Origin of the sequence: Streptosporangium lutulentum (assembly GCF_030811455.1) — a bacterium.
GTDB classification, from domain to species: domain Bacteria; phylum Actinomycetota; class Actinomycetes; order Streptosporangiales; family Streptosporangiaceae; genus Streptosporangium; species Streptosporangium lutulentum.
This window is the reverse complement of the sequence record NZ_JAUSQU010000001.1, coordinates 7,819,818-7,846,030: the sequence shown is the minus strand read 5'-3', so window position 1 is coordinate 7,846,030 and position 26,213 is coordinate 7,819,818. Positions and strand designations below refer to the sequence as shown.

At 67.6% G+C, this 26,213-nt stretch carries 31 protein-coding genes, 1 tRNA gene and 1 other RNA gene; 6 read left to right on the top strand and 27 right to left on the bottom strand.

All coding sequences use genetic code 11. From position 1 onward, the window contains the following. Positions 1–83: 83 nt before the first annotated feature. The gene (locus J2853_RS35425; RefSeq protein WP_307565058.1) at positions 84–851 is read right to left on the bottom strand and encodes a bestrophin-like domain; all 768 of its coding nucleotides are present in this window, start codon (positions 849–851) and stop codon (positions 84–86) included. Between the two features lie 106 nt (positions 852–957). Then, the gene (locus J2853_RS35420; protein WP_307565057.1) at positions 958–1,632 is read right to left on the bottom strand and encodes a TetR/AcrR family transcriptional regulator; all 675 of its coding nucleotides are present in this window, start codon (positions 1,630–1,632) and stop codon (positions 958–960) included. Positions 1,633–1,891: 259 nt separating this feature from the next. Between J2853_RS35420 and J2853_RS35415 the strand changes: the two genes are divergently transcribed. Further along, positions 1,892–2,869: a hypothetical protein gene (locus tag J2853_RS35415; protein WP_307565056.1), complete on the top strand. Its 978-nt coding sequence runs from the start codon at positions 1,892–1,894 to the stop codon at positions 2,867–2,869. Between the two features lie 129 nt (positions 2,870–2,998). On the opposite strand, the gene J2853_RS35410 is transcribed toward J2853_RS35415, so the two are convergent. The 5 genes from J2853_RS35410 to J2853_RS35390 form a co-directional block, all read right to left on the bottom strand. After that, the gene (locus J2853_RS35410; protein WP_307565055.1) at positions 2,999–4,066 is read right to left on the bottom strand and encodes an aspartate-semialdehyde dehydrogenase; all 1,068 of its coding nucleotides are present in this window, start codon (positions 4,064–4,066) and stop codon (positions 2,999–3,001) included. After that, entirely contained in the window at positions 4,063–5,337 is a 1,275-nt protein-coding gene (locus J2853_RS35405) for an aspartate kinase (protein WP_307565054.1), read from the bottom strand. Before J2853_RS35405 ends, J2853_RS35410 begins: the two co-directional genes overlap by 4 nt. A 91-nt stretch (positions 5,338–5,428) precedes the next feature. After that, entirely contained in the window at positions 5,429–5,959 is a 531-nt protein-coding gene (locus J2853_RS35400; protein WP_307565053.1) for a DUF5063 domain-containing protein, read from the bottom strand. Beyond that, positions 5,952–6,551, bottom strand: coding sequence for a recombination mediator RecR (recR, locus tag J2853_RS35395; protein ID WP_307565052.1), 600 nt, complete (start codon positions 6,549–6,551; stop codon positions 5,952–5,954). Before recR ends, J2853_RS35400 begins: the two co-directional genes overlap by 8 nt. 3 nt (positions 6,552–6,554) lie before the next feature. Continuing rightward, positions 6,555–6,908 (bottom strand): YbaB/EbfC family nucleoid-associated protein, encoded by a 354-nt coding sequence (locus J2853_RS35390; protein WP_307568933.1) that lies wholly within the window; start codon positions 6,906–6,908, stop codon positions 6,555–6,557. 342 nt (positions 6,909–7,250) lie between these two features. On the opposite strand from J2853_RS35390, the gene J2853_RS35385 reads away from it, so the two are divergent. After that, the gene (locus J2853_RS35385) at positions 7,251–8,714 is read left to right on the top strand and encodes a helix-turn-helix domain-containing protein (protein WP_307565051.1); all 1,464 of its coding nucleotides are present in this window, start codon (positions 7,251–7,253) and stop codon (positions 8,712–8,714) included. Between the two features lie 120 nt (positions 8,715–8,834). Here J2853_RS35385 and J2853_RS35380 read toward each other — a convergent pair whose 3' ends face one another. Together J2853_RS35380 and ffs are read right to left on the bottom strand one after the other, a co-directional pair. Next, on the bottom strand, positions 8,835–11,057 hold the full coding sequence (locus tag J2853_RS35380) for a DNA polymerase III subunit gamma and tau (protein WP_307565050.1): 2,223 nt from the start codon (positions 11,055–11,057) through the stop codon (positions 8,835–8,837). Between the two features lie 29 nt (positions 11,058–11,086). Beyond that, positions 11,087–11,182: signal recognition particle sRNA small type (gene ffs / locus J2853_RS35375), an RNA gene on the bottom strand. 115 nt (positions 11,183–11,297) lie between these two features. Between ffs and J2853_RS35370 the strand changes: the two genes are divergently transcribed. The 3 genes from J2853_RS35370 to J2853_RS35360 all read left to right on the top strand — a co-directional run bounded on the left by J2853_RS35370 (position 11,298) and on the right by J2853_RS35360 (position 14,017). After that, positions 11,298–11,386: transfer RNA gene (locus J2853_RS35370), tRNA-Ser, on the top strand. 201 nt (positions 11,387–11,587) lie between these two features. Next, a complete protein-coding gene (locus J2853_RS35365; protein ID WP_307565049.1) occupies positions 11,588–13,264 on the top strand; it encodes an Eco57I restriction-modification methylase domain-containing protein in 1,677 nt (558 codons plus the stop codon). An 84-nt stretch (positions 13,265–13,348) separates the two neighbouring features. Further along, positions 13,349–14,017 (top strand): PaeR7I family type II restriction endonuclease, encoded by a 669-nt coding sequence (locus J2853_RS35360; protein WP_307565048.1) that lies wholly within the window; start codon positions 13,349–13,351, stop codon positions 14,015–14,017. Positions 14,018–14,079: 62 nt separating this feature from the next. On the opposite strand, the gene J2853_RS35355 is transcribed toward J2853_RS35360, so the two are convergent. From J2853_RS35355 to J2853_RS35275, 17 genes are all read right to left on the bottom strand, one after another. Continuing rightward, positions 14,080–15,279, bottom strand: a complete 1,200-nt coding sequence (locus J2853_RS35355) for a tyrosine-type recombinase/integrase (protein ID WP_307565047.1) — start codon at positions 15,277–15,279, stop codon at positions 14,080–14,082. A gap of 10 nt (positions 15,280–15,289) precedes the next feature. Next, positions 15,290–15,550, bottom strand: coding sequence for an excisionase family DNA-binding protein (locus J2853_RS35350; RefSeq protein ID WP_307565046.1), 261 nt, complete (start codon positions 15,548–15,550; stop codon positions 15,290–15,292). 142 nt (positions 15,551–15,692) lie between these two features. Further along, positions 15,693–16,886, bottom strand: coding sequence for a DUF3631 domain-containing protein (locus J2853_RS35345; protein ID WP_307565045.1), 1,194 nt, complete (start codon positions 16,884–16,886; stop codon positions 15,693–15,695). A gap of 32 nt (positions 16,887–16,918) precedes the next feature. After that, the gene (locus J2853_RS35340) at positions 16,919–17,818 is read right to left on the bottom strand and encodes a bifunctional DNA primase/polymerase (RefSeq protein WP_307565044.1); all 900 of its coding nucleotides are present in this window, start codon (positions 17,816–17,818) and stop codon (positions 16,919–16,921) included. Next, positions 17,815–18,165, bottom strand: coding sequence for a hypothetical protein (locus J2853_RS35335; protein ID WP_307565043.1), 351 nt, complete (start codon positions 18,163–18,165; stop codon positions 17,815–17,817). The genes J2853_RS35340 and J2853_RS35335 overlap by 4 nt, the downstream gene beginning before the upstream one ends. A 204-nt stretch (positions 18,166–18,369) precedes the next feature. Continuing rightward, a complete protein-coding gene (locus tag J2853_RS35330) occupies positions 18,370–18,672 on the bottom strand; it encodes a hypothetical protein (protein WP_307565042.1) in 303 nt (100 codons plus the stop codon). A gap of 28 nt (positions 18,673–18,700) precedes the next feature. Then, positions 18,701–18,997, bottom strand: a complete 297-nt coding sequence (locus J2853_RS35325; RefSeq protein WP_307565041.1) for a hypothetical protein — start codon at positions 18,995–18,997, stop codon at positions 18,701–18,703. Positions 18,998–19,229: 232 nt separating this feature from the next. Further along, the gene (locus J2853_RS35320) at positions 19,230–21,422 is read right to left on the bottom strand and encodes a hypothetical protein (RefSeq protein ID WP_307565040.1); all 2,193 of its coding nucleotides are present in this window, start codon (positions 21,420–21,422) and stop codon (positions 19,230–19,232) included. 127 nt (positions 21,423–21,549) lie between these two features. Next, positions 21,550–21,720 (bottom strand): hypothetical protein, encoded by a 171-nt coding sequence (locus tag J2853_RS35315; RefSeq protein ID WP_307565039.1) that lies wholly within the window; start codon positions 21,718–21,720, stop codon positions 21,550–21,552. Positions 21,721–21,738: 18 nt separating this feature from the next. Beyond that, complete coding sequence (locus tag J2853_RS35310) at positions 21,739–22,713, bottom strand: hypothetical protein (protein ID WP_307565038.1); 975 nt, start codon at positions 22,711–22,713, stop codon at positions 21,739–21,741. Beyond that, positions 22,713–23,000 (bottom strand): hypothetical protein, encoded by a 288-nt coding sequence (locus tag J2853_RS35305; RefSeq protein ID WP_307565037.1) that lies wholly within the window; start codon positions 22,998–23,000, stop codon positions 22,713–22,715. Before J2853_RS35305 ends, J2853_RS35310 begins: the two co-directional genes overlap by 1 nt. Beyond that, positions 22,997–23,383 carry an RRQRL motif-containing zinc-binding protein gene (locus J2853_RS35300; protein WP_307565036.1) on the bottom strand — a complete coding sequence of 129 codons (387 nt, stop codon included), beginning with the start codon at positions 23,381–23,383 and terminating at the stop codon, positions 22,997–22,999. Before J2853_RS35300 ends, J2853_RS35305 begins: the two co-directional genes overlap by 4 nt. Continuing rightward, positions 23,380–23,517 carry a hypothetical protein gene (locus J2853_RS35295; RefSeq protein WP_307565035.1) on the bottom strand — a complete coding sequence of 46 codons (138 nt, stop codon included), beginning with the start codon at positions 23,515–23,517 and terminating at the stop codon, positions 23,380–23,382. The genes J2853_RS35300 and J2853_RS35295 overlap by 4 nt, the downstream gene beginning before the upstream one ends. A 17-nt stretch (positions 23,518–23,534) precedes the next feature. Next, complete coding sequence (locus J2853_RS35290; RefSeq protein WP_307565034.1) at positions 23,535–23,705, bottom strand: hypothetical protein; 171 nt, start codon at positions 23,703–23,705, stop codon at positions 23,535–23,537. A 2-nt stretch (positions 23,706–23,707) separates the two neighbouring features. Then, a complete protein-coding gene (locus J2853_RS35285) occupies positions 23,708–24,046 on the bottom strand; it encodes a WhiB family transcriptional regulator (RefSeq protein ID WP_307565033.1) in 339 nt (112 codons plus the stop codon). After that, on the bottom strand, positions 24,043–24,171 hold the full coding sequence (locus J2853_RS35280; RefSeq protein ID WP_307565032.1) for a hypothetical protein: 129 nt from the start codon (positions 24,169–24,171) through the stop codon (positions 24,043–24,045). Before J2853_RS35280 ends, J2853_RS35285 begins: the two co-directional genes overlap by 4 nt. Before the next feature lie 83 nt (positions 24,172–24,254). After that, positions 24,255–24,425, bottom strand: coding sequence for a hypothetical protein (locus J2853_RS35275; RefSeq protein ID WP_307565031.1), 171 nt, complete (start codon positions 24,423–24,425; stop codon positions 24,255–24,257). Between the two features lie 160 nt (positions 24,426–24,585). On the opposite strand from J2853_RS35275, the gene J2853_RS35270 reads away from it, so the two are divergent. Next, entirely contained in the window at positions 24,586–25,251 is a 666-nt protein-coding gene (locus tag J2853_RS35270) for a GntR family transcriptional regulator (protein ID WP_307565030.1), read from the top strand. Between the two features lie 61 nt (positions 25,252–25,312). Here the strand turns inward: J2853_RS35270 and J2853_RS35265 are convergent, their stop codons facing one another. Further along, positions 25,313–26,146 (bottom strand): hypothetical protein, encoded by an 834-nt coding sequence (locus J2853_RS35265; RefSeq protein ID WP_307565029.1) that lies wholly within the window; start codon positions 26,144–26,146, stop codon positions 25,313–25,315. Positions 26,147–26,213 lie beyond the last annotated feature (67 nt).

The following is a 26,213-nucleotide window of genomic DNA, read 5'->3' as shown; positions in this document are numbered from 1 at the left end:
TCCGCCGCCGTTGCCCGGACAGCGGAAAGCCCGCCGGTAGATCTCCTCTACCGGCGGGCTTTCCGCTGCCCGGGCGGGCCTGGCTACGGCTGCGAAGGGAACTGGTTGTCGATGTGGTCGTAGTGCTGTTCCGCGGCCCTGAGCGCTTCGGGCTCGACCGCGCCGATTCCGCTGAACGGGTGGCTGATCAGGATGATGAAGCAGACGCCGATGACGACCACGGCCACCCGGACCAGGTCGGCGAACATCGACGCGCGCGTGGGCCTCACTCCGAGCGTCCACGGCAGCACGATCACCAGCAACCCGGAGAGGATCATTGAGATCACGAAGATGCTCTCCAGGCCCTCGCTCGCGTCGCTCGAACGGATGCCGCGCGCGTGGGAGATCTCGGAGGCCCGGGTGAGGGCTTCTTGCTGGAGCGCCTTGTTCTCCTCGCCGATCGGCCGAAGCCGGATCGTCGCGGAACGCAGGTCCTCAAGCGTTTTCGTGGCGGCCGGCGACATCTCGCCCCTGGCCATCAGCGGCCAGTCGAGGTTGATGGTCTGCGCGGTGTACTGCCGGATCTGGGATCGGACCTGTTCCGCCTCGGGGATCGGAGCCACCGACCAGTACATCTCGGTGAGGGTCTCCGCCTCGGCCTTGACGTCGGTCTCGGTGACCGAGAGCCCGTCCCTGCAGAGCACCGCGGCATAGGCCAGCACCAGCAGGTAGACGGCGAGGGCGAGGTTGGCGGAGAAGTCGACCGCCGCCGATCCGCGATCTTCGCTCTCCCGCCCCTTCTGTTTGAGCACGAGGAACGCGATCAGCATGATCGCGATGGACACCACCACCAGTGTTATTACCCAACCCATGAGACTCCCTTGAATCCACCATCAAAGCAACTACTTAGAGTAATCGGATCGATACGCAAATTCTTGGAGTTCATGGGGAAGGCATGACTGAAATCCGCGGGGGAGGTTACGACCGAAGTTCGTGGACTCCGGCGATGAAGTCCCGGGCGACCCCACGCAGGCCCGGAAGGTGGGAGAGCCCGACCAGCCGATCAACCAGCGGCACGGTGAGCTCGATGAACCTGTAGGTCCTCCGGCAGCCCTCCGAGGTGTCGTGCACCCAGAAGAGGACGACCCCCAGCGACATCAACCAGAGCAACTCGGGCAGCTCGGCCCTGAGCTCCGCGTCCATGCGGTCCCTCGACCCCTCCACGACCTTCTGGTAGATCGCGATCGACGAATCGCGGGCGGGCGACGACTCGGCGCTGAACGGGCTGAGCGGGTTACTGGGCTCGGCCGCGTGCTTGAAGAACTTCACCGCGAACTCGTGATACGGATCGGAGACCCGTACCCACTCCCGCAGCACCCCGCCCAGGCGTTCGGCGAAGGAGTCCTCGGCGGCCAGCAGTTCCTCGCACGCGGCCTCGTGCTCGGCCTGCGCCCGGTCGTAGTACGCCTGGATGAGGGCTTCCTTCGAGGCGAAGTAGTAGTAGGCGTTGCCCACCGAGACCCCGGCCTCTGCGGCGATGGCCCTCATTGTGGTGGCTTCGTATCCTCGTTCGCGAAAAAGCCGCAGGGCCGTCTCCACGATGACCTCACGGGTCCTGTCTGATCCCCGGCTTCCCGGGCTTGGTTCAGCCACCTTCGTCACTGTACGACTCACGGCCCCCTTAGGTCATCGAGCCGCACGATGATCGCCACCATGGGGCAAAATTCGGCCTCTGGTAGGGATCATCCGGGTTCCGGTGTGGGATTGATCCCCTTGCTGCTGGAAGGGCTCCCGCGACAAGGGATACACAATGGGGACACGTCCCTGTAAACAGAGAGCCGCCTGGTTTACCGCAGGAGCACTGCTGGCTCTGCAGATATCGTTCATCGCCTGGGCCCCGGAGGACACCGCCGTGGCCGAGAGCAGGCGCCTGTCCGCCGCCGTCATGGCCCTGAACCGGCCACTGGCCGTCCGGGCCTTCACGCCGCGTCGGTTCACGGTCGCCCAGCCCTACGGCGTCAACGTCCTGAACGCCGCCCGCGGCTACAGCCGGCAGTTGTACCGGCAGGCGACCGTGCTGCGGAGCCGGGCGGCGACCCAGGCCCGGCATCGGCTCGACAGCCGGGCCCGCTATCGGGCCCGGTCCACGCCTCAGGGCGGATCCAAGGTCCGGAGCCGGCCCGGAAGTCAGGCCCGAAGCCAGAACCAGCCCAAGAGCCGCCCTCTGGGCCGTCTCAAGAGCAGGCCCCAGGGCCGGGTCAAGCCGCAGAACCCCCCTCAGAACCAGCCCCTGGCCAAGCCCCAGACCGTCCCGCAGGCCCAGTCTCCGGCCAAACCCCAGGTCCCGCCCCAGGGCCGGCCCGTGGCCAAACCCGAGGTCCCGGCCCAGGCCCAGCCTCCGGCCAAACCCCAGGTCCCGCCTCAGGTCCAGCCCGTGGCCCAGCCCCAGGTCCCGCCCCAGGCCCAGGAACAGACCCAGGTACAGCAACGCCAACCGATACGGCTCCAGCACATACAGGCCACGGAACTACTGAAACAGGCCGGCCTGAACTGGACCTCCTCCGGGAAATGCTCCGACCGTCGCGTGGGGCACTGCACCTCGCTGCAGGCCGTACGGGCCGCCACCGTGGACAACGTGATCGCACTGAAGAAGAGCAGCCAGTGCCCGATCGTCATCACCGGCGGCACCGAGATCGGCCACGCTCCCGGCCCCTACAGCCACCATGAGGGCTACAAGCTGGACATCAAGCCCAACAAGTGCATCAACAGCTACATCAAAGAGCATCACCCCCTGCAAGGGGTGCGAGGCGACGGAGCACGTCTCTACGGGGATCCCTCAGGGACGCTCTACGCCCGCGAGTCGAACCACTGGGACATTCTCTTCCACTGACTCCGCCGAGACCCGTACGCGATCCCTGCGGCGGTCCTGGGCGTCGCAGGGATCGACGCGGTGGGGGCCGTACGGCGGCGGCGGTGCCGCCGTACGGCGAACAGGCGGGGGACGTGAGGTCGTAACGGGTTACGCGAACTCGGCCGCGACCAGTTCGGCGATCTCGGCCGCGTTCAGGGCCGCGCCCTTGCGAAGGTTGTCACCGCAGACGAACAGGTCGAGGGCGTTCGGGAAGTCGAGCGCCTGGCGGATCCGGCCCACGTAGGTCGGGTCGGTGCCGACGACGTCCGCAGGGGTGGGGAAGACGCCGTTTTCCGGGTCGTCCATGACGACCACGGTCGGGGCGGCCTCCAGGATCCGGTGCGCGTCGGCGACGGTGATCTCCCGCTCGAAGGTCGCGTGCACGGCCAGCGAGTGAGTGGTGATCACCGGAACGCGGACGCAGGTCGCCGAGACCCTCAGGTCGGGAATCCCAAGGATCTTCCGGGACTCGTTACGGAGCTTGATCTCCTCGGAGGCCCAGCCGCCGTCCTTGAGCGAGCCCGCCCACGGCACGACGTTGAACGCCACGGGCGCCGGGAACGGCGACTCCTCGTCGCCCAGCTTGTTCTGCAGCGCCTTTCGCACGTCGCCGGCGGTCTGCCCGATCGTCCGGTCGCCCGCGAGGGCCTCGACCTCGTCGTAGAGGCGGGCGGAACCCGCCACGCCCGCACCGGAGACCGCCTGGTAGGAGGCGACCACCAGCTCGCGCAGACCGTACTGCTCGTGGAGCGCGCCCATCGCGGCCATCATCGACAGCGTGGTGCAGTTGGGGGTGGAGACGATGCCCAGGGGCCGGTCGCGCACGGCCTCGGGGTTGACCTCCGGCACGACGAGCGGGACCTCGGGGTTCATCCGGAAAGTGCCCGACTTGTCGATGACGACCGCGCCGCGCTCGGCGGCGATCGGCACCCACGTCGCGGAGACCTCGTCCGGCACGTCGAAGATCGCGATGTCGACGCCGTCGAAGACCTCGGGGGTCAGTTCCTGGACGACCAGGTCCTCCCCGCGGACCTGCAGGATCTTGCCCGCCGACCGGGCGGAGGCGACGAGCTTGATCTCGCCGTAGAGGTCTTCCCGGCTGGAGATGATGTCGCGCATCACGGTGCCGACGGCACCGGTCGCACCGATCAGGGCGAGGGTGGGCTTGCGGCTCATCTCCCGGTACCTCCATAGATGACGGCTTCAACCTGGTCGGAGTCGAGGTCGAACGCGCGGTGGGCGGCGGTGACCGCCGTGTCCACCTCGTCCTGTCCCACGATCACCGAGATGCGGATCTCCGAGGTGGAGATCATCTCGATGTTCACCCCCGCGTCCGCGAGGGCGGCGAAGAACGTCGCGGTGACGCCGGGGTGCGAGCGCATGCCCGCGCCGATCAGCGACACCTTTCCGATCTGGTCGTCGAAGAGCAGCGACTCGAACCCGATGCGCTCCTGGATCCTCTTCAGCGCGGTGAGCGCCGTGGAACCGTCGGTCGTGGGCAGGGTGAAGGAGATGTCCGTCCGCCCGGTCGTCGCCGCCGACACGTTCTGCACGATCATGTCGATGTTGACCTCGGCGTCGGCCAGCGTTTTGAAGATCGTGGCAGCCTCGCCGACCTTGTCGGGCACCCCGACAACGGTGATCTTGGCCTCGCTCCGGTCGTGCGCGACGCCGGAGATGATCGGCTGCTCCATCTCTGTTCCTTCGCTGTCGGGGGCGAAAACGACCCACGTGCCTTCTTTGGTACTGAATGAGCTTCTGACATGGATCGGCAGGCCGAAACGGCGAGCGTACTCGACGCAGCGCAGGTGAAGGATCTTCGCCCCACAGGCCGCCATCTCCATCATCTCCTCATAGGAGATCTTGGGGATCTGGCGGGCGGCGGGGACGATGCGGGGGTCGGCGGTGAAGATGCCGTCCACATCGGTGTAGATCTCACACACGTCGGCGCTCAGGGCCGCGGCGAGCGCGACCGCGGTCGTGTCAGAGCCGCCCCGGCCGAGCGTGGTGATGTCCTTGGTGTCCTGGGAGACGCCCTGGAACCCGGCCACGATCGCGATCTGGCCCCCGTCGAGGGCTTCGCGGATCCGGCCGGGCGTCACGTCGATGATGCGCGCGCGGCCGTGGGACGAGTCGGTGATCACACCGGCCTGGGAGCCGGTGAACGAGCGTGCCTCGTGGCCCAGGTTCGCGATCGCCATCGCCAGCAGCGCCATCGAGATGCGCTCACCGGAGGTGAGCAGCATGTCGAGCTCGCGGCCCGGCGGCAGCGGCGAGACCTGCTGGGCCAGGTCCAGCAGCTCGTCGGTCGTGTCGCCCATCGCGGAGACGATCACCACGACGTCGTTGCCGGCTTTTTTCGTCGCGACGATACGCTGGGCGACCCGCTTGATGCGGGACGCGTCGGCAACGGACGAACCACCATATTTCTGAACAACGAGCGCCACGAGATGTCTCCGAAGCAATCTAGGGCTGTGGAGCTCACAGTCTACTGGCGCACCCGTAGGTACCCTCTGGTTCGGCCCAGCATGTGGACGATCACACCGTTGTGCGCTCTTCCGCCACGTCCAGACGTGCGTGAGCGACAAGCGACTGAAGTGCCCGCATGGCAGCTCCGGCGTGGTTTCCCCAGGTGTTGAAGTAGGAGTACTGCCACCACCAGAGAGCCTCGAGCGGACGGCCCGCCTTGTAGTGCCGCAGGCCGTGCAGGAGGTCCGCGGCCACGGCGGTCAGGTCGTCCGACAGCCGGTACGGCGTGACCACGGTGTCCTTGTAGGGGTCGAAGACCTCCGCGTAGTCGTCCACCGGGCCGAGCCGTTCGGCGAGAGCCGTACGAACGGCGTCGACGTCGGGGTCCTCGCTCAGGTGCGGCTCCCAGTTGCCGGACAGGATCACGTCCTGGCTGGCACCGAGCTGCGCGCCCGCCGAGCTGACCTGCGCGACCTCCACCAGCAGCAGCGACAGGATGGCGTCACCACCCTCACCGCCCGCCAGACGGGTCAGGCCGTCGATGTAGTTCTCCGCATGCTCCGCGATCCGTTCTGCCAGAGCGCTCCACGCATCAGACATCCAGCAGCCTCCTTCCTTCGAAAGCGCGGCCCAAGGTGACCTCGTCGGCGTATTCGAGGTCACCGCCTACCGGCAGACCGCTGGCCAGTCGTGTGACTCTCAGTCCCATCGGCTTTACTAGCCGGGCAAGATAGGTCGCCGTCGCCTCCCCCTCAAGGTTGGGGTCGGTGGCGAGGATGAGCTCGGTCACCTGGCCGTCGGCCAGGCGTGTCATCAGTTCGCGGATGCGCAGGTCGTCGGGACCGACCCCGTCGATCGGGCTGATCGCCCCGCCGAGCACGTGGTAACGGCCCCGGAACTCGCGGGTCTTCTCGATCGCCACGACGTCCTTCGACTCCTCGACGACACAGATCACGTGGGGATCGCGCCTGACGTCACGACAGATCCGGCACTCCTCCTCGGCCGCGACGTTCCCGCAGACCCGGCAGAAGCGAACCTTGTCCTTGACCTCCAGCAGCGCGTGCGCGAGCCGTTTCACGTCGGCCGGCTCCGCGGCCAGCAGGTGGAACGCGATGCGCTGCGCGCTCTTGGGACCGACGCCGGGCAGCATCCCCAGTTCGTCGATCAGATTCTGGACGACCCCTTCGTACATGATCTAGAACCCGGGCAGCTGGCCGAGCCCGCCGCCACCGCCCAGCCCCTGCGCGAGCGGACCGAGTTTCTCCTGCTGGAGGTCGGCCGCCGCGCGCACGGCATCGCGGATCGCGGCGATGACCAGGTCGGCGATCGTGTCGGCCGTCTCCTGGGGGTCGCCGGGATCGACGGCCTCTCCGCTGATCTTCAGTTCAAGCAGCTCGCCCCCGCCGTTGACCGTGGCCACGACCAGACCGCCTCCCGCCGAGCCCTCGACCTCCGCGTCGTTCAGCTCCTGCTGGGCGCTCACAAGCTGCTGCTGCATGAGCTGTGCCTGCTCCAGCAGCTGCTGCAGGTTGACATCCCCTGGGTTCACCGTCGTGTGCTCCTCGTCCGTGACGTCAGTCGTCACGAGCCTACGGGGTTCTTGCCAGGTCGTGTACTGGCGGCACCACGTGTTCCCCACATAAGGGGATCAAACCTCAGTCGGGCCCCGGCCCCCCTCCAGACGTCCGGGACCCGACATCACACGCGCCGGAACGGCCGTACACGGCGGCGTGTGGTCAGAAGGTAGCCGAACACAGGTTGCACACACGTTGCGACCGTTCACTCACCCTTCGCACACCCTCTTTCGCCGAATGGGTTGCGTACCGAGGTCCTCACCACCGATGCTTCGCCCATCGGTCCGATTCCGGGGGGGTATGTGCGCGACAGCCGTATGAGCGCTGTCCCCGTTTCCGAGCTGGACGCCTACTCGGTACGGCTGCGCCGCCTGCACGAAGCCGTGACCGGTGGAGAGCCACCGGCGGGCGGGGGGCCCAGGAATGTGATCTCCGCGTCGTGGCGGCGCTCCCTGAACGCCGGAGTCGACCCCGAGACGAGCTCGGCGCCGCTCGCCTTCGAAGGCGAGGACCTCCGGGAGATCCGCTCGTCCCATCCGATGAACGCGCTGTTGCCGCTCGTCGGCGAGACGCTCCTGGACGCCGCCAGGCAAAGCTCCAACATCCTGATGGTCGCCGACGCCGAGGGCCGGGTGCTCTGGCGCGACGGCAACCACCAGGTGATGAACCGGGCCGACGAGGTGGGTATGGCCGACGGGTTCCACTGGGGAGAGAGCGCGATCGGGACCAACGGCATGGGAACCGCCCTCGAGGCCCGGCGTCCGGTCCACATCTTCGCCGCCGAGCACCTGGTCAGGGTGCTGCACCTCTGGTCCTGCTCCGCCGCGCCGGTCGTCGATCCGGACAGCGGCGAGGTGCTCGGCTGCATCGACGTCAGCGGCCCCACCCACACCCTGCATCCGGCGACCGTCGCCCTCGTCGAGGCCACCGCGCGCCTGGCCGAGAGCCAGCTCACGCTGCGCATGATCGAGCGCGACGAGCGGCTCCGGAGCCGCCACGACAAGCACCTGCGGGCGCTGCACGGCGAACCGGGCGCCCTGGTCACCATGACCGGGCGGATCATCTCCGGCGACCACGCGCGGCAGTGGGGTCACCGCATCCGCCTGCCGGAGACGGGTGACCGGGTGCTCCTGCCCGGCGGCCGGGCCGCCTTGCTCGAACCGCTCGGAGACGGCTTCCTGCTCCGCTTTCCCGGCCAGGCGCACGGCCCCGTGCTCACCCTGTCCTTCCTCGGCGCCGAGCGCCCCTCGGCCCACCTCGACGGGGTCCGGCTGTCCCTCTCCCTGCGCCACGCCGAGATCCTCGCGCTGCTGGCGCTCAACCCCCAGGGCATGACGGCCGACCAGCTCTCCTTCCACCTGTACGGCGACGCCGGCAATCCGGTGACCATCCGTGCCGAGATCCACCGCCTCCGCGCCCAGCTCGGCCCCACCGTCGTCGCCAAGCCGTACAGGCTGGCCTGCGCGGTCGAGGCCGACTTCCTCGATCTCAGGCGGCTGCTCGCCCTGGAGGAGACCGCCCCGATCGTCCGCACCTACGGCGGCCCTCTGCTTCCCCGCTCCGAGTCCCCCACCCTCCGCCGCATCCGCGAGGAGCTGGAAGGCCAGGTCCGGGCCCGGCTCCTCCTCCGGGGCGGCCCGGACGACCTGTGGGCCTACGCCGAGACGGAACACGGCAAGAACGACATCAACATCCTGGAACGCCTCGTCGCCGCCCTGCCCCGCGAGGACCACCGCGCGGTGGCCGCCCGGATCCGCCTCACCGGCATCAACCTGCCGTAGGCGCGGAGGCCCTCGCACGGACTTCCGTCTTTCCGGGGCCTCCGCGGCGGTTTGATCCCGCGCCCGGCCTCGGCGAAGCGGGCCGCCGGACGCGGCCGACACCGCGAGCGGAGCAGGTCGTCAGGTGTGGTCGATCTCCCCGATGACCTGGCCGCCGAGCTCTCGCTGGATGAGGGCCATTCCGGTGACCGCGTCGACGTCGGCGTCCGCGTCGTGCAGCGGATCGACCTCGTCGACCTCCGGAACGCTCTTGCGGCCGGGCACCGCGTCCGGCCAGGCCGCCGCGTCGCCACCCTGCTTGCCGCCGCCCTGCTTGCCGCCGCCCGCCCTGTTGCCCACGGCCCTCGGACCCGACTGGGCCGCTGCCTTGGCCGCCGAACGGGCCGCGGCCAGACCGGGGTTCGGGGAGGGAGGCGAGCCGTGATCCTCCGGCATCGGCTCGTCCGGCCAGGATTCGTCCGTGGCGGGCGGAGCCTGCCTCACTGGGGCGGCGGAGGCGGCCGGTGCCGCCTGAGCCGACGGGGCCGCCGAGACCGACGCCGGCGATCCGGGGTCCTGCCTGGGGACGGGTTCCTGGCTCACGGGAGCGGGGCGGGGGGCCGGATGCTGCGGGGCCGGGCTGTGCGGGGGCGCGGCCGGAGGACGGCCGCCACCGGACGGGACGGGCCCGCCCCCGACGACGGCCTCGACCTTCCAGGTGCCGCCCAGGACCTCCTGCAGCACCGCCGCGACCACCGCGTCCTTGCCGCCGCCGATGAAGTTCTTCATCGCGCCCACCTGGGTGAACCCGAGGACCACGACCCTGCCCTCGACCCCCACGACCTGGGCGTTGGTGTTGACCTGCGCCCAGACGACGATGCTGCGCTGCTTGAGCGCGCTCAGCACCTGCGGCCAGGCCTGCTGGACGGCCCCCGCCCCCGATCCGGGGGCCGGCGCGGACGCCGGTGCGCCGGGGGTCTGCTGTGCCGGCACCGGAGCCTGCGCCTGGGGGGCGGCTCCGGGCTTGACCGCCACGGGCCAGTCGTCGCCCTGGGGGCGAGGCCGCTCGGCGGGGACCGCGGGAGCCGGAGCCGCGACGGGAGGCGCGGACGGCGGAGCCTGGGGCGCCGCGACCGCGGGGGCCGCCGACACGGGAGCGGGAGCGGCGTCCGGGGCGGAGAGCGCGTAGGTCACCGGAGCCGCCGCGACACCGCTTTTCTCCAGTCGCTCCAGCCGGGTGAGCAACGCCGCCTCTCCCTGTGCGGCCCCGGGAAGCAGCGTCCTGGCGCACATCAGCTCAAGCAGCAGCCGGGGCGAGGCGGCTCCGCGCATCTCGGTCAGACCGGCGTTGAAGATCTCCGCCGCGCGGGTCAGCTCGGCCGGGCCCATCGAGGCGGCCTGGCCCTGAAGCCGCTCCAGCTCGTCGGCGGGCCGGTCGAGCAGCCCGCTGGTGGCCGCCTCCGGCACGTTGGCCAGGATCACCAGGTCGCGGAAGCGCTCCAGCAGGTCCATCGCGAAGCGGCGGGGGTCGTGGCCTCCGTCGATCACCCGGTTCACGGTGTTGAACACCTGCGCGCCGTCACGGCTCGCGAAGGCGGCGATCACGTCGTCGAGCAGGTCTCCGTCGGTGTAGCCCAGCAGTGAGACCGCACGCGCGTACGTGATTCCCGCTTCGTCCGACCCGGCGAAAAGCTGGTCGAGGATCGACAGCGAGTCACGGGCCGAGCCCGCGCCCGCCCGGACCACCAGCGGCAGCGCGGCGGACTCGAACGCGATCTTCTCGGAGGTGAGGATCTCCTCCATGAGGGCGCGCAGCGCGGCGGGCGGGATCAGCCGGAACGGGTAGTGGTGGGTCCGGGACTTGATCGTCCCGATGACCTTCTCGGGCTCGGTGGTCGCGAAGACGAACTTCAGGTGCGGCGGAGGCTCCTCGACGAGCTTGAGCAGCGCGTTGAAACCCTCGCGGGTCACCATGTGCGCCTCGTCGATGATGTAGATCTTGAAGCGCGACGACACCGGCGCGAAGAAGGCCCGCTCACGCAGGTCGCGGGCGTCGTCCACACCACCGTGCGAGGCCGCGTCGATCTCGATGACGTCGAGGTGGCCGGGACCGGTGGGGGCCAGCGCGACGCAGGAGTCACACTCCCCGCACGGGTCAGGGGTCGGGCCCTTCTCGCAGTTCAGTGAGCGGGCCAGGATCCGGGCGCTGGACGTCTTGCCGCATCCTCGGGGCCCGCTGAAGAGGTAGGCGTGGTTGATCCGCCCGCTGCGCAACGCCTGCCGCAGTGGCTCGGTGACGTGTTCCTGCCCTTTGACCTCGGCGAAGGTCCCGGGCCGGTACTTGCGGTAAAGCGCAAGACTCATGCGACGATCCCACCTGCGAGGGGTTGAAACGAAGAGACCCCTCGCACACCCGCCAGAGCCTGCTTATCCTTGCTGCCTTCCGGCCCTGGGGAGGTTCACAGGATGACGCCGCGCGAGGGGTCCTTCGTAAGTCTAGCCTCAGATCAGAGTGATCGGGGCCGAGTCGGCCTCAGATCGAAGTGATCGTGACCGAGAAAATTCATGGCCCGGGCACTCCGGAAGTTGGGTAAGCTTCTCCACGGAGGATTCGCCTAGTTGGCCTAGGGCGCACGCTTGGAAAGCGTGTTGGGGGCAACCCCTCAGGAGTTCGAATCTCCTATCCTCCGCCACCTCAGAGGGGCCGGACCGCACACGCGGTCCGGCCCCTCTGGCGTTCGGGTCTCAGTTTGGGTCTCAGTTAGCCAACTGAGACGGGTCATCATGCCTTTACCGGTCGCCCAAGAGCCAAAGGTCCATCTACCGGACTGCGTCTTTGTCAGGTCCGGTTATAGAGCACGGCACGGGTAAGTACCTGGCGGTATGGTCGGCCAGTGGCAACTCGTGAGCTTGTTCGTACTGATCACTTGCCCTTGCCCGCATCCTTGCGGGAGGCAGTGGAGCACGGTGAAGTCTTCACCCGTCGCTGGGTTGTTGAGGCCATCCTTGACCTAGTCGGCTACACACCTGATCGCGACCTAGCCGAGATGCACATCATTGAGCCCGCGTGTGGCGCCGGCGCCTTCCTAGGCCCGATAGCAGAGCGTCTCAGCACCTCTTGCCAGGCACGCGGACGCTCTCTCCTCGAAGCAGTCAATGCCGTAGAAGCATTTGATCTTTTGGCTCGTAATGTCCAGCAGAGCCGGAAACGCCTGGCTAAGCAGCTCATCTCGGATGGCTGGGACACAGCAGACGTGGACAAGGTTGTCCACACCTGGGTTCGCGAAGGCGACTACCTACTGCAAACAGACATCGAGCAAAAGGCGGACTTTGTCGTCGGCAACCCGCCCTACATCCGGCTTGAAGACGTTCCAGATGAACGTATGAGCGCCTACCGCGCGGCATGCCCCTCCATGGGGGGCCGAGCAGATATCTACGTTGGCTTCTATGAGGTTGGTCTACGCAGCCTCAAGCCAGACGGTCAACTTGGCTTCATCTGCGCCGACCGCTGGATGCGCAACCAATACGGACAGAGACTCCGCCAACTCGTCACCCGCCGGTACAGCATGGAACTAGTTCTAAGCATGCATGCCGTGGATGCTTTCCATCAGCAGGTGTCCGCGTACCCAGCGATCACAATCATCAAGAACGCTAGACAAGGTTCTGCTATCGCTGCCGAGGCGACGCAAGATTTTGACGCAGTAGAAGCCACAGAGTTGGTCGCGTGGGCAAAAGCCCCGACTGAGAGCATTACCCACCGTCCGGCCTACCATGCAGCTCTTTTGCCGCATTGGTTCCCCACCGAGGATTCCTGGCCAGCGGCCTCACCCGCCCGGCTCGCTATGCTGGAGGATCTCAGCGATCGCTTTCGCCTACTGGAAGACGAGACTACGGGAACCCGAGTAGGCATCGGCATCGCAACCGGCGCCGACAAGATCTTTATCACTCATGACGAAGATCTCGTCGAGGATGACCGGCTTCTGCCCTTGGCCATGGTCCGTGACACCACCAGCGGGGTTCTCAAATGGGACGACACTTACCTGGTCAACCCCTGGGATGCGCGCGGCAACCTAGTCGACTTGGCTAAGTACCCCCGACTAGGCGCCTATCTCAGGAAGCACAGCGGAGCTCTACGTACACGCTACGTCGCCGTTAAGCAGCCGGAACGCTGGTACAAGACCATCGACAAGGTCGACCACACGCTGGTTGCAAAACCGAAACTTCTCTTCCCCGACATGAAGTTGACCATCCACCCTGTCCTTGATCAGGGAGGGATGTACCCTCACCACAACCTGTACTACATCGTGTCGGATGTATGGGATCTGCGCGTACTTGGCGGTCTGCTCCTCTCGAAGGTTGCCCAAGCCTTCGTCGAGGCGTATGCCGTGAAGATGCGTGGAGGAACCCTACGGTTCCAGGCCCAGTACCTCCGCAAGATCCGTGTTCCCGACTTCTCGGAATTGAGCGATGAGGTCTGCGCAGCCTTGGCCAAGGCATTCGACTGCCGTGACGTACAGGCTGCTACGGAGGCCGCACTTCGCGCCTACGGGCTAACTGATCTTCCAGATTAGGAAGGGCAACGCTTGACAGTCAGCCGCCAAGACTTCGAGGACGCTATAGCCGCGTACTGGGGAGTAAAGCAGACACAAAGAGAAATGTCTGCGATCAAAAATGCGGTGGGAGCCGGAACTGCGGGGGACGTACGTGGGGGCAAGCACTTCGACGATATCGCAGCCCTACTGGCTAAATTCTTTCTTGAGGCTGGGTATACGCCACAAGAAATTCGGGTTAGTAAAGGTCTAGAGCTACCAGGCTATTACCGCCCACAGAAAAAATGGGACGTCGTGGTGACTCACCAGGACATCTTGGTTGCAGCATTCGAACTCAAGGCGCTTGGTGGACCTTCGTTCAGCAAAAACTACAATAATCGAGTAGAGGAAGCTCTCGGCAGCGCTGTAGATCTCAGACGTGCCGCGCTGGCTAATCACTTCCCCGGCGAGAAACCCTGGCTTGGTTACTTCTTCATCATGGAGGATGCTGAGGGGTCACGCTCAACCGTGGATCTAAGACGGGGCGCCTTCCCAGTAGAAGATGCCTGGCGCGGAACTTCTTATCAAGATCGGTTTGCGATTTTCTGTGACAGGCTTGTCGCGGAAGGACTCTACGATTCGGCATGCTACATCACATCGTCCGCCGAAAATCCCAAGCCCGTTGAGCTTAAGGAGAGTCTCGACTGGCGGCATTTCTCAGCGGCTATCACCGCTCGGCTGACATATCTGAAAGAGTTGGGGTTCCCCCAGCACGCTGGCATGTTGCCGCTGTGAAAGCCGTTCGAGCCGCTCCGATATCACGGAGCGGCTCGAACCGTCATCGGGACAATAGCTCTCTATTCCCAAAGTAAGACGTCTACCTGCTTGGCTACGGTTTGCCGGATGCCTTCGGTGACGTGTTGGTACTTCGCCGCCATCCCTGTGCTGGACCATCCCATGATGACCATCACGGTTCGCTCGGGAACTCCGAGGATCAAAAGAACGGTGGCCGCGGTGTGCCTGGCATCGTGAAGGCGAGCGTCTCGGAGCCCGGCGGCCTTCAAGAGATCCTTCCACTGGTGGTAGTCGGTGTTTGGGTTGAGGGGGCCGCCGGTCGCGGTAGCGAACACCCATCCCCCTTCCTGCCAGAGCTGCCGAGCGTTTACGCGGTCCACCTTCTGCTCTTGCTGGTGCTTCCGTAGGAGAATGACGAGCTGACCGGGTAGTCCAATGGTGCGCCGTCCTGCACGTGACTTGGTGTCGGCGGTGTCCGGCCGAGTCTGCCGGCGTTCCGGGCAGTAGCCTGCCTTCCGTCCACAGGTCTTCCCACAGCCATGCTCGTACTTCGGGCGCTGACGTCCTCGCCGTATCCGCAGGGTGCCCTTCTCCAGATCCACATCTGCCCACTTCAGTCCCAAGGCTTCCCCCTGGCGGAGTCCCAGGGCGAGCGCCACGGCCCACCGAGCGCTGTTGCGCGGCAACGCCTCGGCGGCTTTCAGAAGCCGCTTCACTTCACCGATCTCATACGGCTCCACTTCCTCCTCACTCAGCGTCGGGGCCTTGGCGAACGTGGCGGGGTTCCGAATGAGGTACCCACGCCGTACGGCCACATTGAGCGCCGTCCGGATCGTTCTGTGGACGTGATGGGCAGTGCCCGCGGACTTCCCCTCGTGCTGCATCTTGGCGTAGAGCTTTTCGAGGTGCTCGGGGGTCAGCTTGTCGAGTCGATGCGCCCCGATACCGGGGATCAGGTGGGTATACACGTCCACCCGGTAGCCCGAGTGGGACGTCTCACGAATGGCCGGCGGAACGGCGACGGTCTCGATCCAGTGCGTGAGCCACTTCGTGACGGTCCACCGCCCAGTCTTGCGGATGGCTCCGCTGTCGCGCTCTCGTTCCAGCTCACGAACTGCTCTGATGACCTCGGACTCGTTCTTGCGTTTCACGTGCCTACGGTCCGGGGTGCCGTCGTCCTTGACGCCCATGGTCACCCGCCCGTGCCACTTGCCATCCTTGCCCAGGTAGATCGATGAGGCACCGTTCGGCTTACGTCCCATTCAGTTCTCCTCAGGCTGCGGTCTTCTGTCGTTGGCCACCGTTGGCCAGCAGGTTGGTCACGTACTCGTGCAGGCACTCGATCGGCACGCGGCGGAGTCGTCCGATGAAGACGGACCGCACGGTGCCAGTCGTCACGAGGTGCCACATCCGGGTTCGGCCGATCCTGAGCCGCTCAGCGGCCTCTTCGACCGTGAGCAACAGGGGCATGTCCGCCGGGTCCGTGACAGCGGTCAGGTCGAGTCGGACACTGTCCGGCGCTGCGATAGTCATGACGGGGTGTTCTCCTCATCGATGCACAGTGTTTTGGCTGTCCTGCGAGCGCGGATAGACGAGTTCAGGAGGGGTAGCCGTCCCAGCCGTCCCAGCCTCATTTGTGCTGGTCAGGCTGGGACGGCTTGTTTTGCTGGGACGGCTAAGCCGTCCCACGGTTGGAAGCCGTCCCGCGCTGACCTGCGATGACGAGGCTGGGACGGCTGGGACGGCTACCCCCCTCGAACAGAGGAATTTCGCTGCCCTTGGGGGTGTCCAGGGTGCTCGGCGGGGGGCAGTAGCGCGCCCAGGCGTCAGCGAAGTCGGCGCGCTGGTAGCCCTTGACCTGGCTGCCGTCCGGGAAGCGGATGTTGGCCGAACGGATGCCGTACTCGCGCAGGATCACTCCCAATCTCATGGCAGTCAGGCCGGTGGGTCCGTAGTCAGCCCAGGGCGCTTCGGCGTCGGTCTTAAGCCGCTCCAGCAGGACGGCGGTGGGCAGAGCGGGATCGGTGCCAAAGGCGGTACGGCAGTCGGCCAACAGCCGCACCCTGGTGGAGGTTTCGCCGTTGTCGTCAGCTTCGGCGGTCAGGGCCAGCACCGCGGCGCGGGCACGCTCGGGCCAGTGGCTCCCGGCGTGGTCGGCGACGGCTACCAGGGGTTCCCAGGTGTCGGCGGCGCGGTCTTCCACCGGCATCGCCGGTTCGGCCTGCTCCAGGGTGGCTAGGTCGGCGCGCAGCCACAACGAGAGGTCTTCGGCGAGCTGGCGCAGCGCGGGCCGGTCGCGGCGATGGCGGTAAGGGGCGACACTCTCGCCGGGGCCGCGCCGGCGCATCCTCACCACGACGGCGCGGTCTTCGATGGTGTCGGGCATGGCGCCGATGCCGGCGAGTGCGGCCATGGCGAAGGTCGGGATGGACTCCACCCGGTTGGCGTTGGCGTCATAGCGCTTGGCGGGCCGGTTGCGCTGGTGGCCGGCGTTCAGCAGCCCGCGCAGATCCTCGTTGCCGTCAGCCTTTGGACCGAAGATGGTGTCGGCCTCGTCCACGAGCATGGTCGGCGGGTCGTCGGTGATGGACCGGTAGACCGCGGCGCTGGACGAGTTGACGGTGATGAACGGGTTGTGGCAGGTGGCCTCGACCACGTCCAGCAGCCGGGACTTGCCGCACCGCTTTTCCGGAGCGCGGATGACCAGGCGGGGGGCGTGTGCCCAGGCGGGTTGGCCGTGGCTGGCGGCCACCCACAGCGTGACCGCCCATGCGGCTTCCGGGCTCGGCAAGATGACGTAGCGGGTCAGGGCGGCCAGCAGTGCGTCAAGCAGTATCGCGCCGTGGCTGATGGGTTCGGTCTGGGACATGGGTTCAGCTCCTGTGTGCGTGGGTGAGGTGGTCATGCGGCGACCGTCCGGGGGCGGCGGGCGCCGTTTTTGAGCCCGGAGGCGACGGTGAGGCGGGTTTCGGTGGCGCTCAGCCCGGCGTCAACCCCTCCCTGTCCAAGCAGGGTTGTGACCTCGCCTTCGGTGAGCGCACCGCCCGCGACGAGTTGGCCCAGGGCGGTAGCGGCCAGGTAGAGGGTGCGGTTGCGCTGGCCTTCCGGGGCAGCGGCCACGCGGTCGAGTTCGCCAGTGATCGCGGCACGCAGGAAGGCACCGCGCCGGTCATCAGGCAAGGTCAGGCAGACCGGCTCGGCCACTGCCTGGGGCGGGGCAACAAGCTGCTTGGACAGGAGGGGGGGCAGCGGGGCCGGGGTCGTGTTGTGGATCACCTCGTAGGTGCCGGTGCCGTCCGGCAGATCCACGTAGCTGCCGGGGCCGAGCACGTACCCGCCCCCTGCTCGGGTGTCGATCAGCCAGCCCAGTCCGCCCCAGGCACCTTCGGTGTTGCGCAGGGCCGGGCCGTCCGGCGCGGTGAAGTACAGGTGAGTGCCACCGCGCCGGGTGCGCACGCTGAACGTCTCGAACGGCAGGGGTTCTCCAGCGCGCTCGCACAGGACGGCCAGCACGTCGGCACCCTCGTTGACTCCCGGCAGGTCCCAGGAAGGCGGCGGGCTCTGCCCGTCCTTTCGGGTGTCCAGGTCGATCACGACCAGATTGGAGGGGCCGCAGGCGATGCCGATGTTGTAGGAGGCGCGCGACCAGCAGCGGCGGATGGTCTCAGGGTCGGTGGTGGCGTTGGTCTCCCAGTCGGTGAAGCCCTTCAGCGGGGGCTTGTCGCCGATGGAGACGGGGAAGACGTGCCAGCCACGGGCGGCGGCGGCCAGCGCGTAGCGCAGCGTTGCGGGGGCGCTCATGCGGCTTCTGCGATCGGGGTCGGGGCGCTCTTGGCGAGGGCGGCGGCGGTGATGTTCGTCTCCAGGCAGACCTTGTGGGTGGGGCGGCCGGCATCGTCGCGGAAGTGCGCGGTCGTGCCGCATGACCAGCACGGGTCGGGGCGCGGGCCGGGGTAGGTCATGCAGTTGGTGCAGTTCTTCGGGTGGCGAAGCGGGGAGCCGGGGCCGGTGGTAACCCGCACCGTGCAGCACAGCACGCAGCCTTCGCGGTGGTGCGGAACGAGGCGCTTGCTCCAGTCCAGCAGGATGCGCCCTTCCCACAGCCGGTAGCGCTTGCCCTGGTAGATGACGATCGGCTCGGCTGCCATCGGCGCCGTCCGGTGGGCTGAGCGCGGGTCGGGGTTAGGCGGGTGAACATCTAGCGGGAGTTCTACGTCGGTGATGGAACGGGTCATGATGGGTGAGCCTCTTTCTGCCGGCCTTTGCGGGCCGGTGGCTGGTGGGGTGAGCGGGCGCGCCCGGTGTGGGTTGACTTGGCGGTTTGGCCACACCGGTGCGCGCCCGTCCGGGGGTCAGCAGCTGCCGGCGTCTTCGGTGTGCTCGTCGGGCTCGGGCGGAACGTCGGCCTGCTCGGTGTCCTCGTGGCTGCCGTCGCGGTAGCTGCCGTCCTCGATCGGCTCTGGAGGAGCGTCCTCGGTCTCCTCATACGAGCCGTCGCGGTAGGTGCCGTCCTCGATCGGCTCGGGCGGGGTGGCCACCGTTGCGAGGGTCGCGGCGCACGCGGACTCGACAGGCACGCAGGCGGCGGTGAGGGTGAGAGCCGCGGTGATGGCCAGCAGCAGCGCGGCGATGCGCGCGGTGTGCGGGGTGGTCATGGTTGGCGTTCTCCTGATGTTGGGCGGATTAGCGCTTGAGGTCGCGGTACAGACGGCGGATGTTGTTCCAGACACGTCGGCCGGTGCGTAGCCGGAGGCCGGTGCCCTCGCAGCGGTGGCAGTGGCGGCGTTTGCGGCTGAGGCGCGGGGTGCGCTTGCCCTCGCCATGGCAGTGGCGGCAGGGGCCGAACGGGGTCGCGGCGCAGCGCAGTACGTAGAGGGTCAGCCAGCCCAGGGCGGCGAGGATCAGCCAGACGATCAGGGGCGCGTAGGCGGCGAGGGCGGTAGCGGCGGGGTGGGTAGCGGTAGCGGCCAGGAAGGGCATGACAAGCACTCCAGGGGGCGGTGTGGGGTGGGGCAGGGGTGGCCCGCTACCCGCTACCTGCGGGTATGTGGGCAGCTCAGGGCCTATGCGGGGGGTAGCGGGGGCGGTAGCCTGCCCGCTACCGGTAGCGGGAGCGCCGCTACCACTCGATCGCGCAGGGTGGGGTGGCGGGTGAGCCCTGCCGGCCGTTCGGTGACCTGTTTTCAGATGGCCGGCAGGGGCTCGCCGCGGGTTAGGAAGTGGCGCTCTGGCGGGCGGTCAGGGCGGTGGTGATGGCGGCCTGCTTGGCGCCCTTGAGTACCTGGCCGTCGCGCTTGATGTTGACGCTGGTGATGCCGAGCGCGCGCAGCTGGGCGGAGATGGTCTCGGCGGTCAGGTCGGTGTAGTGCTCGGGGATGCGCTCGGCCAGCCGGGCGGCCATCTGTGCCCAGTCCAGACCGGTTTCCCCGGACTCAAAGACGCTCGCGGCGTCGGCCAGCACGTCGCGGGTTTCGCAGATCATGGCCTGTCCGGCGGCGTGGCCGGTCAGGGTGCCGGCGCGCTGGCGCAGCGCGCGGGCGGCCATCAAGATCTTCTCGGCGTCCTCGGCATCGGCCAGGTAGAAGCGCACGGTCGGGGTCTCGTCGGAGGCGCCGCGCAGGATGCCGACGCCCTTGTAGCTGGGCAGCAGCACCGAGGAGTCGAATCCTTCGGAGTAGGCGCCAGAGCCGAGCACCATGTCCGAGACGGTGTAGGAGCCGGTGCGCAGCGCGATCCGCACCTGGTGGTTATCGCGGAAGCTGGTAAAGGAGGTCGCCACGTCACCGGCGCCGACCCCGCCGGGCTTTTGGGTGGCGTCCAGCACGATGATTCCGGCGGCGGGGGCGACCTTGACCAGGTAGACCAGCAGGCCCGCGATTTCCTTGTTGAGGTCCTTGTCGCCGGTGTCGAAGTACTCCTGGCACTCGTCGATGACCACCAGCCGCACCGGCATGCCGTACTTGGGGTTGCGGGCGATCTCGCGGGTCAGCTTGCCCTCGGGGCAGACCTCCACCGGCAGTTCAGACAGGCGCTGGTAGCGCTGCTGGACGTCGGCTTTGAGGTCGCGCAGCATCTGCACGAAGATCTCCAGCGGGTCGCCGTCGCGGCTGAGGGTGAAGCCGAACGAGCATGAGTGCGCGACCAGGGCGAACTTGCGCCAGTCGGGCGAGCCCTTGCCGTCGAACACCTCCAGCCGCACGTACGGGTCGAGGGCGGCATACAGGGCGAGCAGGCGGGCGGTGAAGCTCTTGCCCTGGCGGGGCTGGGCGCCGACCAGGATGGAGATCCACATCATCAGCAGGGAGACCTGCCGGCCGCGCTCGTCGAGGCCGAGCGGGGCAGGCTGCCAGATGTCGGTCTCCTTGCAGGCCAGCAGCGGGGTACGGCCGGCGGGCAGGGCGAGGGGGTCGGCGTCGGCCACCCACAGCCAGTGACTGCGGTTGCTGGCCGGATCCCGGGTCAGCGCAACCTGCGCGATGGACACATCCAGCCCAGAGGCGATCTTCTCGCGGGCCTTGACGGCTTCGGCGAAGGTCCGCCCGTAGGGCAGGTTGATCAGGACCCTGGAGCCGTTGCCGTCGCGGGCCATCTGCGCGCCGAACTCGATCTGCTGATCGGAGCGCTCGGGGTGGCCCAGGCCGGCGGCGTAGTAGGCGCGCAGCACCACATCGGCATTCAGCTTGCGATAGCGGCGGGTCACCACCGCCGGGGCGATGATCGGCCGTCCGGCCGGGCGGCCGCTGCGGGCCAGCAGCGGTACCAGCGCGGCGATGGTGAGCAGCTGGAAGTGCAGCGGCAGACCGGACACGATCAGCGTCGCGATGATGACCGCGATGACCTGCACCGCGAGCACGATGCCGCGCCAGCGGCGGGTGGCCTTGCCTTCGCGGTGCAGTTTGAGCCACCGGTCAGGGTCGTTGTCGCTGGCGGCCTGCTGAAGGAGCGCGTACTGCTCGCTGACCCACCACCAGCGCAACTGCCGGCCGATCAGGCGGACCATGCCGACCACCGACCACCCCAGCGCTTGCACGCTGTACCAGGGCAGGCGAACGGCGTGGAAGGCGGCCACATATCCCAGGCGGTGCGCGGTGGCCTGCGCGCTGGCCGCACGGTTGCCGCGGTGCAGACCGGCCGGGATGATCGGCCGACGTCCCTCGGTCGGCATGGTGCCGGGCACGATGCCGTCGCCGGGCAGATCCACCGCGACCGGCTTCGCCGCGGCGGGCGGCTCCTCATCCAGAGCGATCTCGTAGGAGGTATCACGGGTCACGCGGTCGGTGGCCGGGTCGGCGGGCGCGAGGGGGGCCGGGGCGGTGGGGCTGGTCGGTGCGTCGGGCAGGGGGATCAGGTCCAGATGCGGCGTGGTGGGGTGGTGGCCGTTGGTCTCGGTCGGGGTGTCGGTCATGATGGGGTCACCTCGTGTGCGATCGAGCGGGCGGGGTTGCAGGGCGCGGTCACGGTTCTTGGCGGAGTTGGGGCCGCGCCCTGCGTGATGGTCGAAGACGGTGTGCGATTCGGCTCGTTGGTCGGATTCATCGGTCGGCGTCGCGGGTGACGCTGTGGCTGCAGCAGGTCCGGCGGTGCATCGACATGCTGGAGTGGATCTCGGCGCGGACGCTTCGGCCGGTGATGGCCATCCGGGCGAAGATGGACACCGGGACAGCCAGGCACGCGAGGCTGAGGATGAGGGCGAAGGTGAACATGGCGGGCGGCTCCTTGGCCTAGTTGGCGGTGGGGTGGTTGAGGGCGTCACGGACGGCGCGGGCGTCGTCCATGCCGCACCGCAGCACGCGCTGAAGGCGGTAGGCGCTGGGGGCCTCCGGAAGCTCGCCGGTGGCGATGAGCGTCCGCGCCCGGTCGATCAGGCGGACCAGGTCCGGTCCGGGCGCCCTTACCGGATCATGGGCGTTTGCGCTGTACGTAAGGCCGGTAAGCCGTCCGGTGTCGTTGTGGTCCAGGCCGGTGAACGCGGCCAAGATGATCGGCAGAGCGGTCACGATGGCGACGGCGACGATCGGTCCCAGGACGTGCAGCACCAGCCGAGAGAAGGAGAATGTCTCTCCTGTGGGCAGTGACCAGGGCAGGTAGGGCCAGGCGTTCATGCCGAGTGTCAAAGCCAGGAACAGCCACTCGATGCGGACCAGAGTGGGCGAGTGGATCGGCTGGCCGTGGGTGGCGAGGTAGGCGCGGGCGCCGACCACGACCAGCAGGGCCAGGGACATGAACGGCTCGACCAGCCAGGCGAACACCCATGAGGGTGACCAGGCCGCGGCGCCGTCGGCGGCGAAGGTCTGCACACCGGCCGTCGACCACGCCAGCGCCAGACTCAGCGACACCATGCCCGCGGTGACCAGCAAACGGCGCATCCGCGCCGCTTGGTAGGCGCGCATGGCCGGGTCTTGGGCCAGCTCATGCAGCCGGGCGGCCTCGCGGGCGGCCTTGCGGCGCTTACGGACCTTGGCCGTGTCCAGCAACAGCGGCGCGGTGTCGTCTTGGAGATCGGCCAACAGGTGCGCTTCGGCCACCTCGGCGCGCAGTCGCTGCACGCGCTTGGTCTCCCCGCCGGTCTCCACCGGGCGCGCCGGCGGGAGAGCCGGGAGGGGCGGGGCCTGCTGGTCGAGGTGGCGTTCCAGCTCGGCCAGGCCACGCGAGATGTCCTCGGGCGTTGGCTCCGGGGTCGGGGTCGCGGTGCTCATCAGCCCTCCGTGCGGGGACGTCGGAAGGTGCGGGTCTCGTAGGTCCAGCTCTGGCAGGTCAGGCAGTCGGGCCGGGTGCAGCCGCGGTGAGCGGCGGAGGTCTCGGCGGGTGCGTCGGGGTGGGGCACCGGGCGGAGCAGGCTGGTGACCTCCAGGTACAGACACACGTGGGCGGGGTCGCGGCGGGCGGGGTAGGGGCCGTGAAAGGCGGTGATGATGGCCAGTGCGCGGATGGACAGGCAGGCGTCGGCCACCTCGAACGGCGTGCCGATCAGGCGGATCTTCACGCGGCCACCTCCGCCGTCTCGGCGCAGTCCAGGCAGGTGCCCAGGTGGCGCGGCAGCACATACCCGGCGTCCCGGTGGCAGTCGGGGCAGGTGCGGCGGGCAGCGTTGGCCTTGGCCAGCGCCTCCATCTGGGCCGGGGTGGCGGTGCGCTTCGGGAGCGCAAACCGGATGTCGTAGAGGTAGGCGGAGCGCACGCCGGGGGCGCTGTGTCGCGTCGAGCGCCACATGACCTGTGCCTGTACGCCCTGCCCGCCGGGCCGTAGCCCTTCGGCGGTCAGTTGGCGGCGGGTGAGCAGGTGCGGAGGCGACATTCGCCAGGGGTAGGTGGGGATGCCGTACCGGGTACCGGCCGGGTCCCAGAAGGCGGCGCGGATGCGGCTCATTTGTCCTCCTCGTTGGTGTCGTCGTCGGTGGGGATGCCGAAGGTGAGGGCGGTGGTGCCGACCTGTCGGCCGTCGATGATGATCCGTCCGTCCTTGGTGACCGTGACCGGGCCGTGGTGGTTGTGGATGGGCATGGTGGGTCTCCTGCGGGTCAGAGGCCGGACTGGGAGCGGGCCAGGGTGCGGCAGGTACCGCAGCGGTGGACATGACGCTCACCGTGGGAGCGGCACAGCTCCACCTGACCGCGCTGCGTACGGCAGCGCGGGCACGTGGTGGCGGCGTGGTGCTCGTGCTCGCAGTCGAGGCACTGAAAGCGGCCCATGGTCAGGCCACCTCGGTCCGCTGCTCGGTCGTGCTCAGCAGGGCCAGCAGGTCGGCCGCGAGGATGCCGGCCCACACTCCGCTGCTAGGGCGGGTCTCCAGCGCGCGGGCCAGGCACAGCGCCCGAACGGGGCACTCGGCGCAGACCTCGCGGGCTACCTGCTCGCGGGCGGCCCGCTCGTCGGCGCTCTCATCGGTGAAGGCGTCCGGGCCGGTGTGCAACTCAGGGTCCAGCCCGCACAGCGCGCCCTCGGCCAGCCTGCGCGGCATGCCATCGGTGATGGCGGCCAGCAGGGACAGCGCCGGGTGCGTGGTGAGTAGGTGGATGGTGGGGGCGCTCATCGGGCGACCTTCTTCGCGCGGCAGAGGGGGCAGGGGTAGGTGCCGGAGCCGGGGTTCCAGATCTGGCCGTTGCGACAGTCCGACGTGCACACGTCGGACTTGGCCGGGGTGGACGGGCGGGTCATGATGGGTGTGCTCCTTCTAAGCGGGGAGTTGAGGGGCGGCCCGTGTCTTTGCCGGATGGGGCCGTCCCTCTTGCATGGGCGGGTTAACCGAGATTGGAAGCGAAGGTCATCAGCGATTCGGTGACCGTCATCAGGCCGGTGAAGGCGTTCGTCGCGAACTGAGCAGCGTGGGCGGGCTCCCGGACGATGAAGAACAGAGCCAGAGCTGTGAGCAGAAACGGGACGAAACGACTGGTCTTGGGGGTGGGGAGCATCGTCGTTCTCCTTCTTCTGAGTGCTTCCGGCGACCCTCCGCGCGAAGGAGTCACAAGCATGAGCGTATACGTAACTTCGTATACGCACAAGACCTTGGTATACGATGATGCGTATACGTTGGAGGCATCACCGAAGAGCAGTTGAAGGGATGATCACCAAGTGCCAGAACCGGCCTACGTCCGCATCGCAGGCGAGTACGCCCTACGTATTCGCGGGGGAGAGCTTCCTCCCGGCATGCAACTACCGAGCTACGCCGAGATCGCCCAGAAGAACGGCGTGTCGGACATCGTGGTTCGAAAGGCCCTCGAACTGCTCCTGAGCCAGGGGCTCGTTCGATCCGTACGGCGGCGAGGCATCTTCGTCGCCGACCGACCCAACCTCGTTCGCGTTTCTCCTGAGCGCCAGATGGAAACCGCTGAGCGCACGTTCCGGAACGAATCCGATCGAGACATTCAGGTAGAACGGGAGACCGAGCAGATCCCTGCCACCAGCGAACTTGCGGAGGCTCTCGGCCTCTCAGAAGGCGAGCTGATCACCCACGTCATCACCCGAGCCACCGAAGATGGTCGGCCAATCTCGATCTCGGACACCTACCACCCGGTGGATGTTGTCGATGTATCGGGGGCAACCTTCCTGGAAGAGACTGTCTCTGACCAGCTACCGACAGCGCCTCATGCCGAGTGGTTGCGCACCACCCCCGGCGAGCTCGCCAAGACTGTCCACCAGCAGTTTCTCTCCGCCGATGACCGAATCATCATGATTTCCGATGTGTCGTATCCACGAGATCGCTACGACGCATTCGTGTTCCGCATGGCCCTCAAGTAGCAAAAGGAGACATAGCAAGGGGGGTGCCGACTCGGTCGGCACCCCCCCCTTTGCTATGTCCTCAACTCCGAACCCAGCCCTGCGCGACGTCCGCCTCCGTCCACCACGAAACGAAGTGTGGGTCTACGGAGTCCAACTTCCAGCGGGCCGACAGGGCATCAAAGAAGGCATCGTTGCCGGTCTTGCCGCCCTTCGGCTCTCCGATGTAGATGAGTCGTTCGCCCCCTGCTTTCTCGAACGAGGTCAGCGCCTCAGACGACATCTTGTCCCCCCAGCCAGGCGGCCAGCAAAGGAACAGCACATGATCCGCGGCTCGGGCACAAGCCGCGAACTCATCCAGATCACCAACGGGGTGCCACACGTCCGCCTGGCCGGCAACTCCAAGGAATGAGAGGTTCTTGGCCTTGTCCGGCGGCTCCAGGTCATACGCCTCAACGACCAACCCCGAGCGAGCCAACTGCGCCGCCCAATATCCCCGACCTGCCCCCAGCTCCATGATTGGGAGATCGGCACAGAAACTGGACATCCAGTCGATGGTCTGCGGGGAAGGCACCGCGTATGCGTAGGTCGCCTGCAAAATCATCTGTGCAAAGGCAAGTCGCGCACTTCCTTCCGCGCGACCACCGTTCACCACGCGGCGGCCCTCGTGCTCGAACACAAACGGCTCAACGATGTCCCAGTAGGGGTTCGGGCTCACAGCGCTTCCGCCGGTCATGTAGTGCACGAACCGTAAGTCGAACGCCCCGTCGGCTTCAACGTCACCGGTCCCCGACAGTCCTCCTGCCGCGTCCAGGTATTCGGCCACCTTGGGATACTCGGCTTGAAGACGCTGCTCATCGTTCAGCAGCGCAGTGAGTTCACCCCATCGTGCTGATGTCATTGCCAGCTGAGCCATGCAGACGAGTGTCTCGCACTGAACCCGCCCCCGCCACGCTTCCTGGCGTATCCGAAGCTGACCTTCC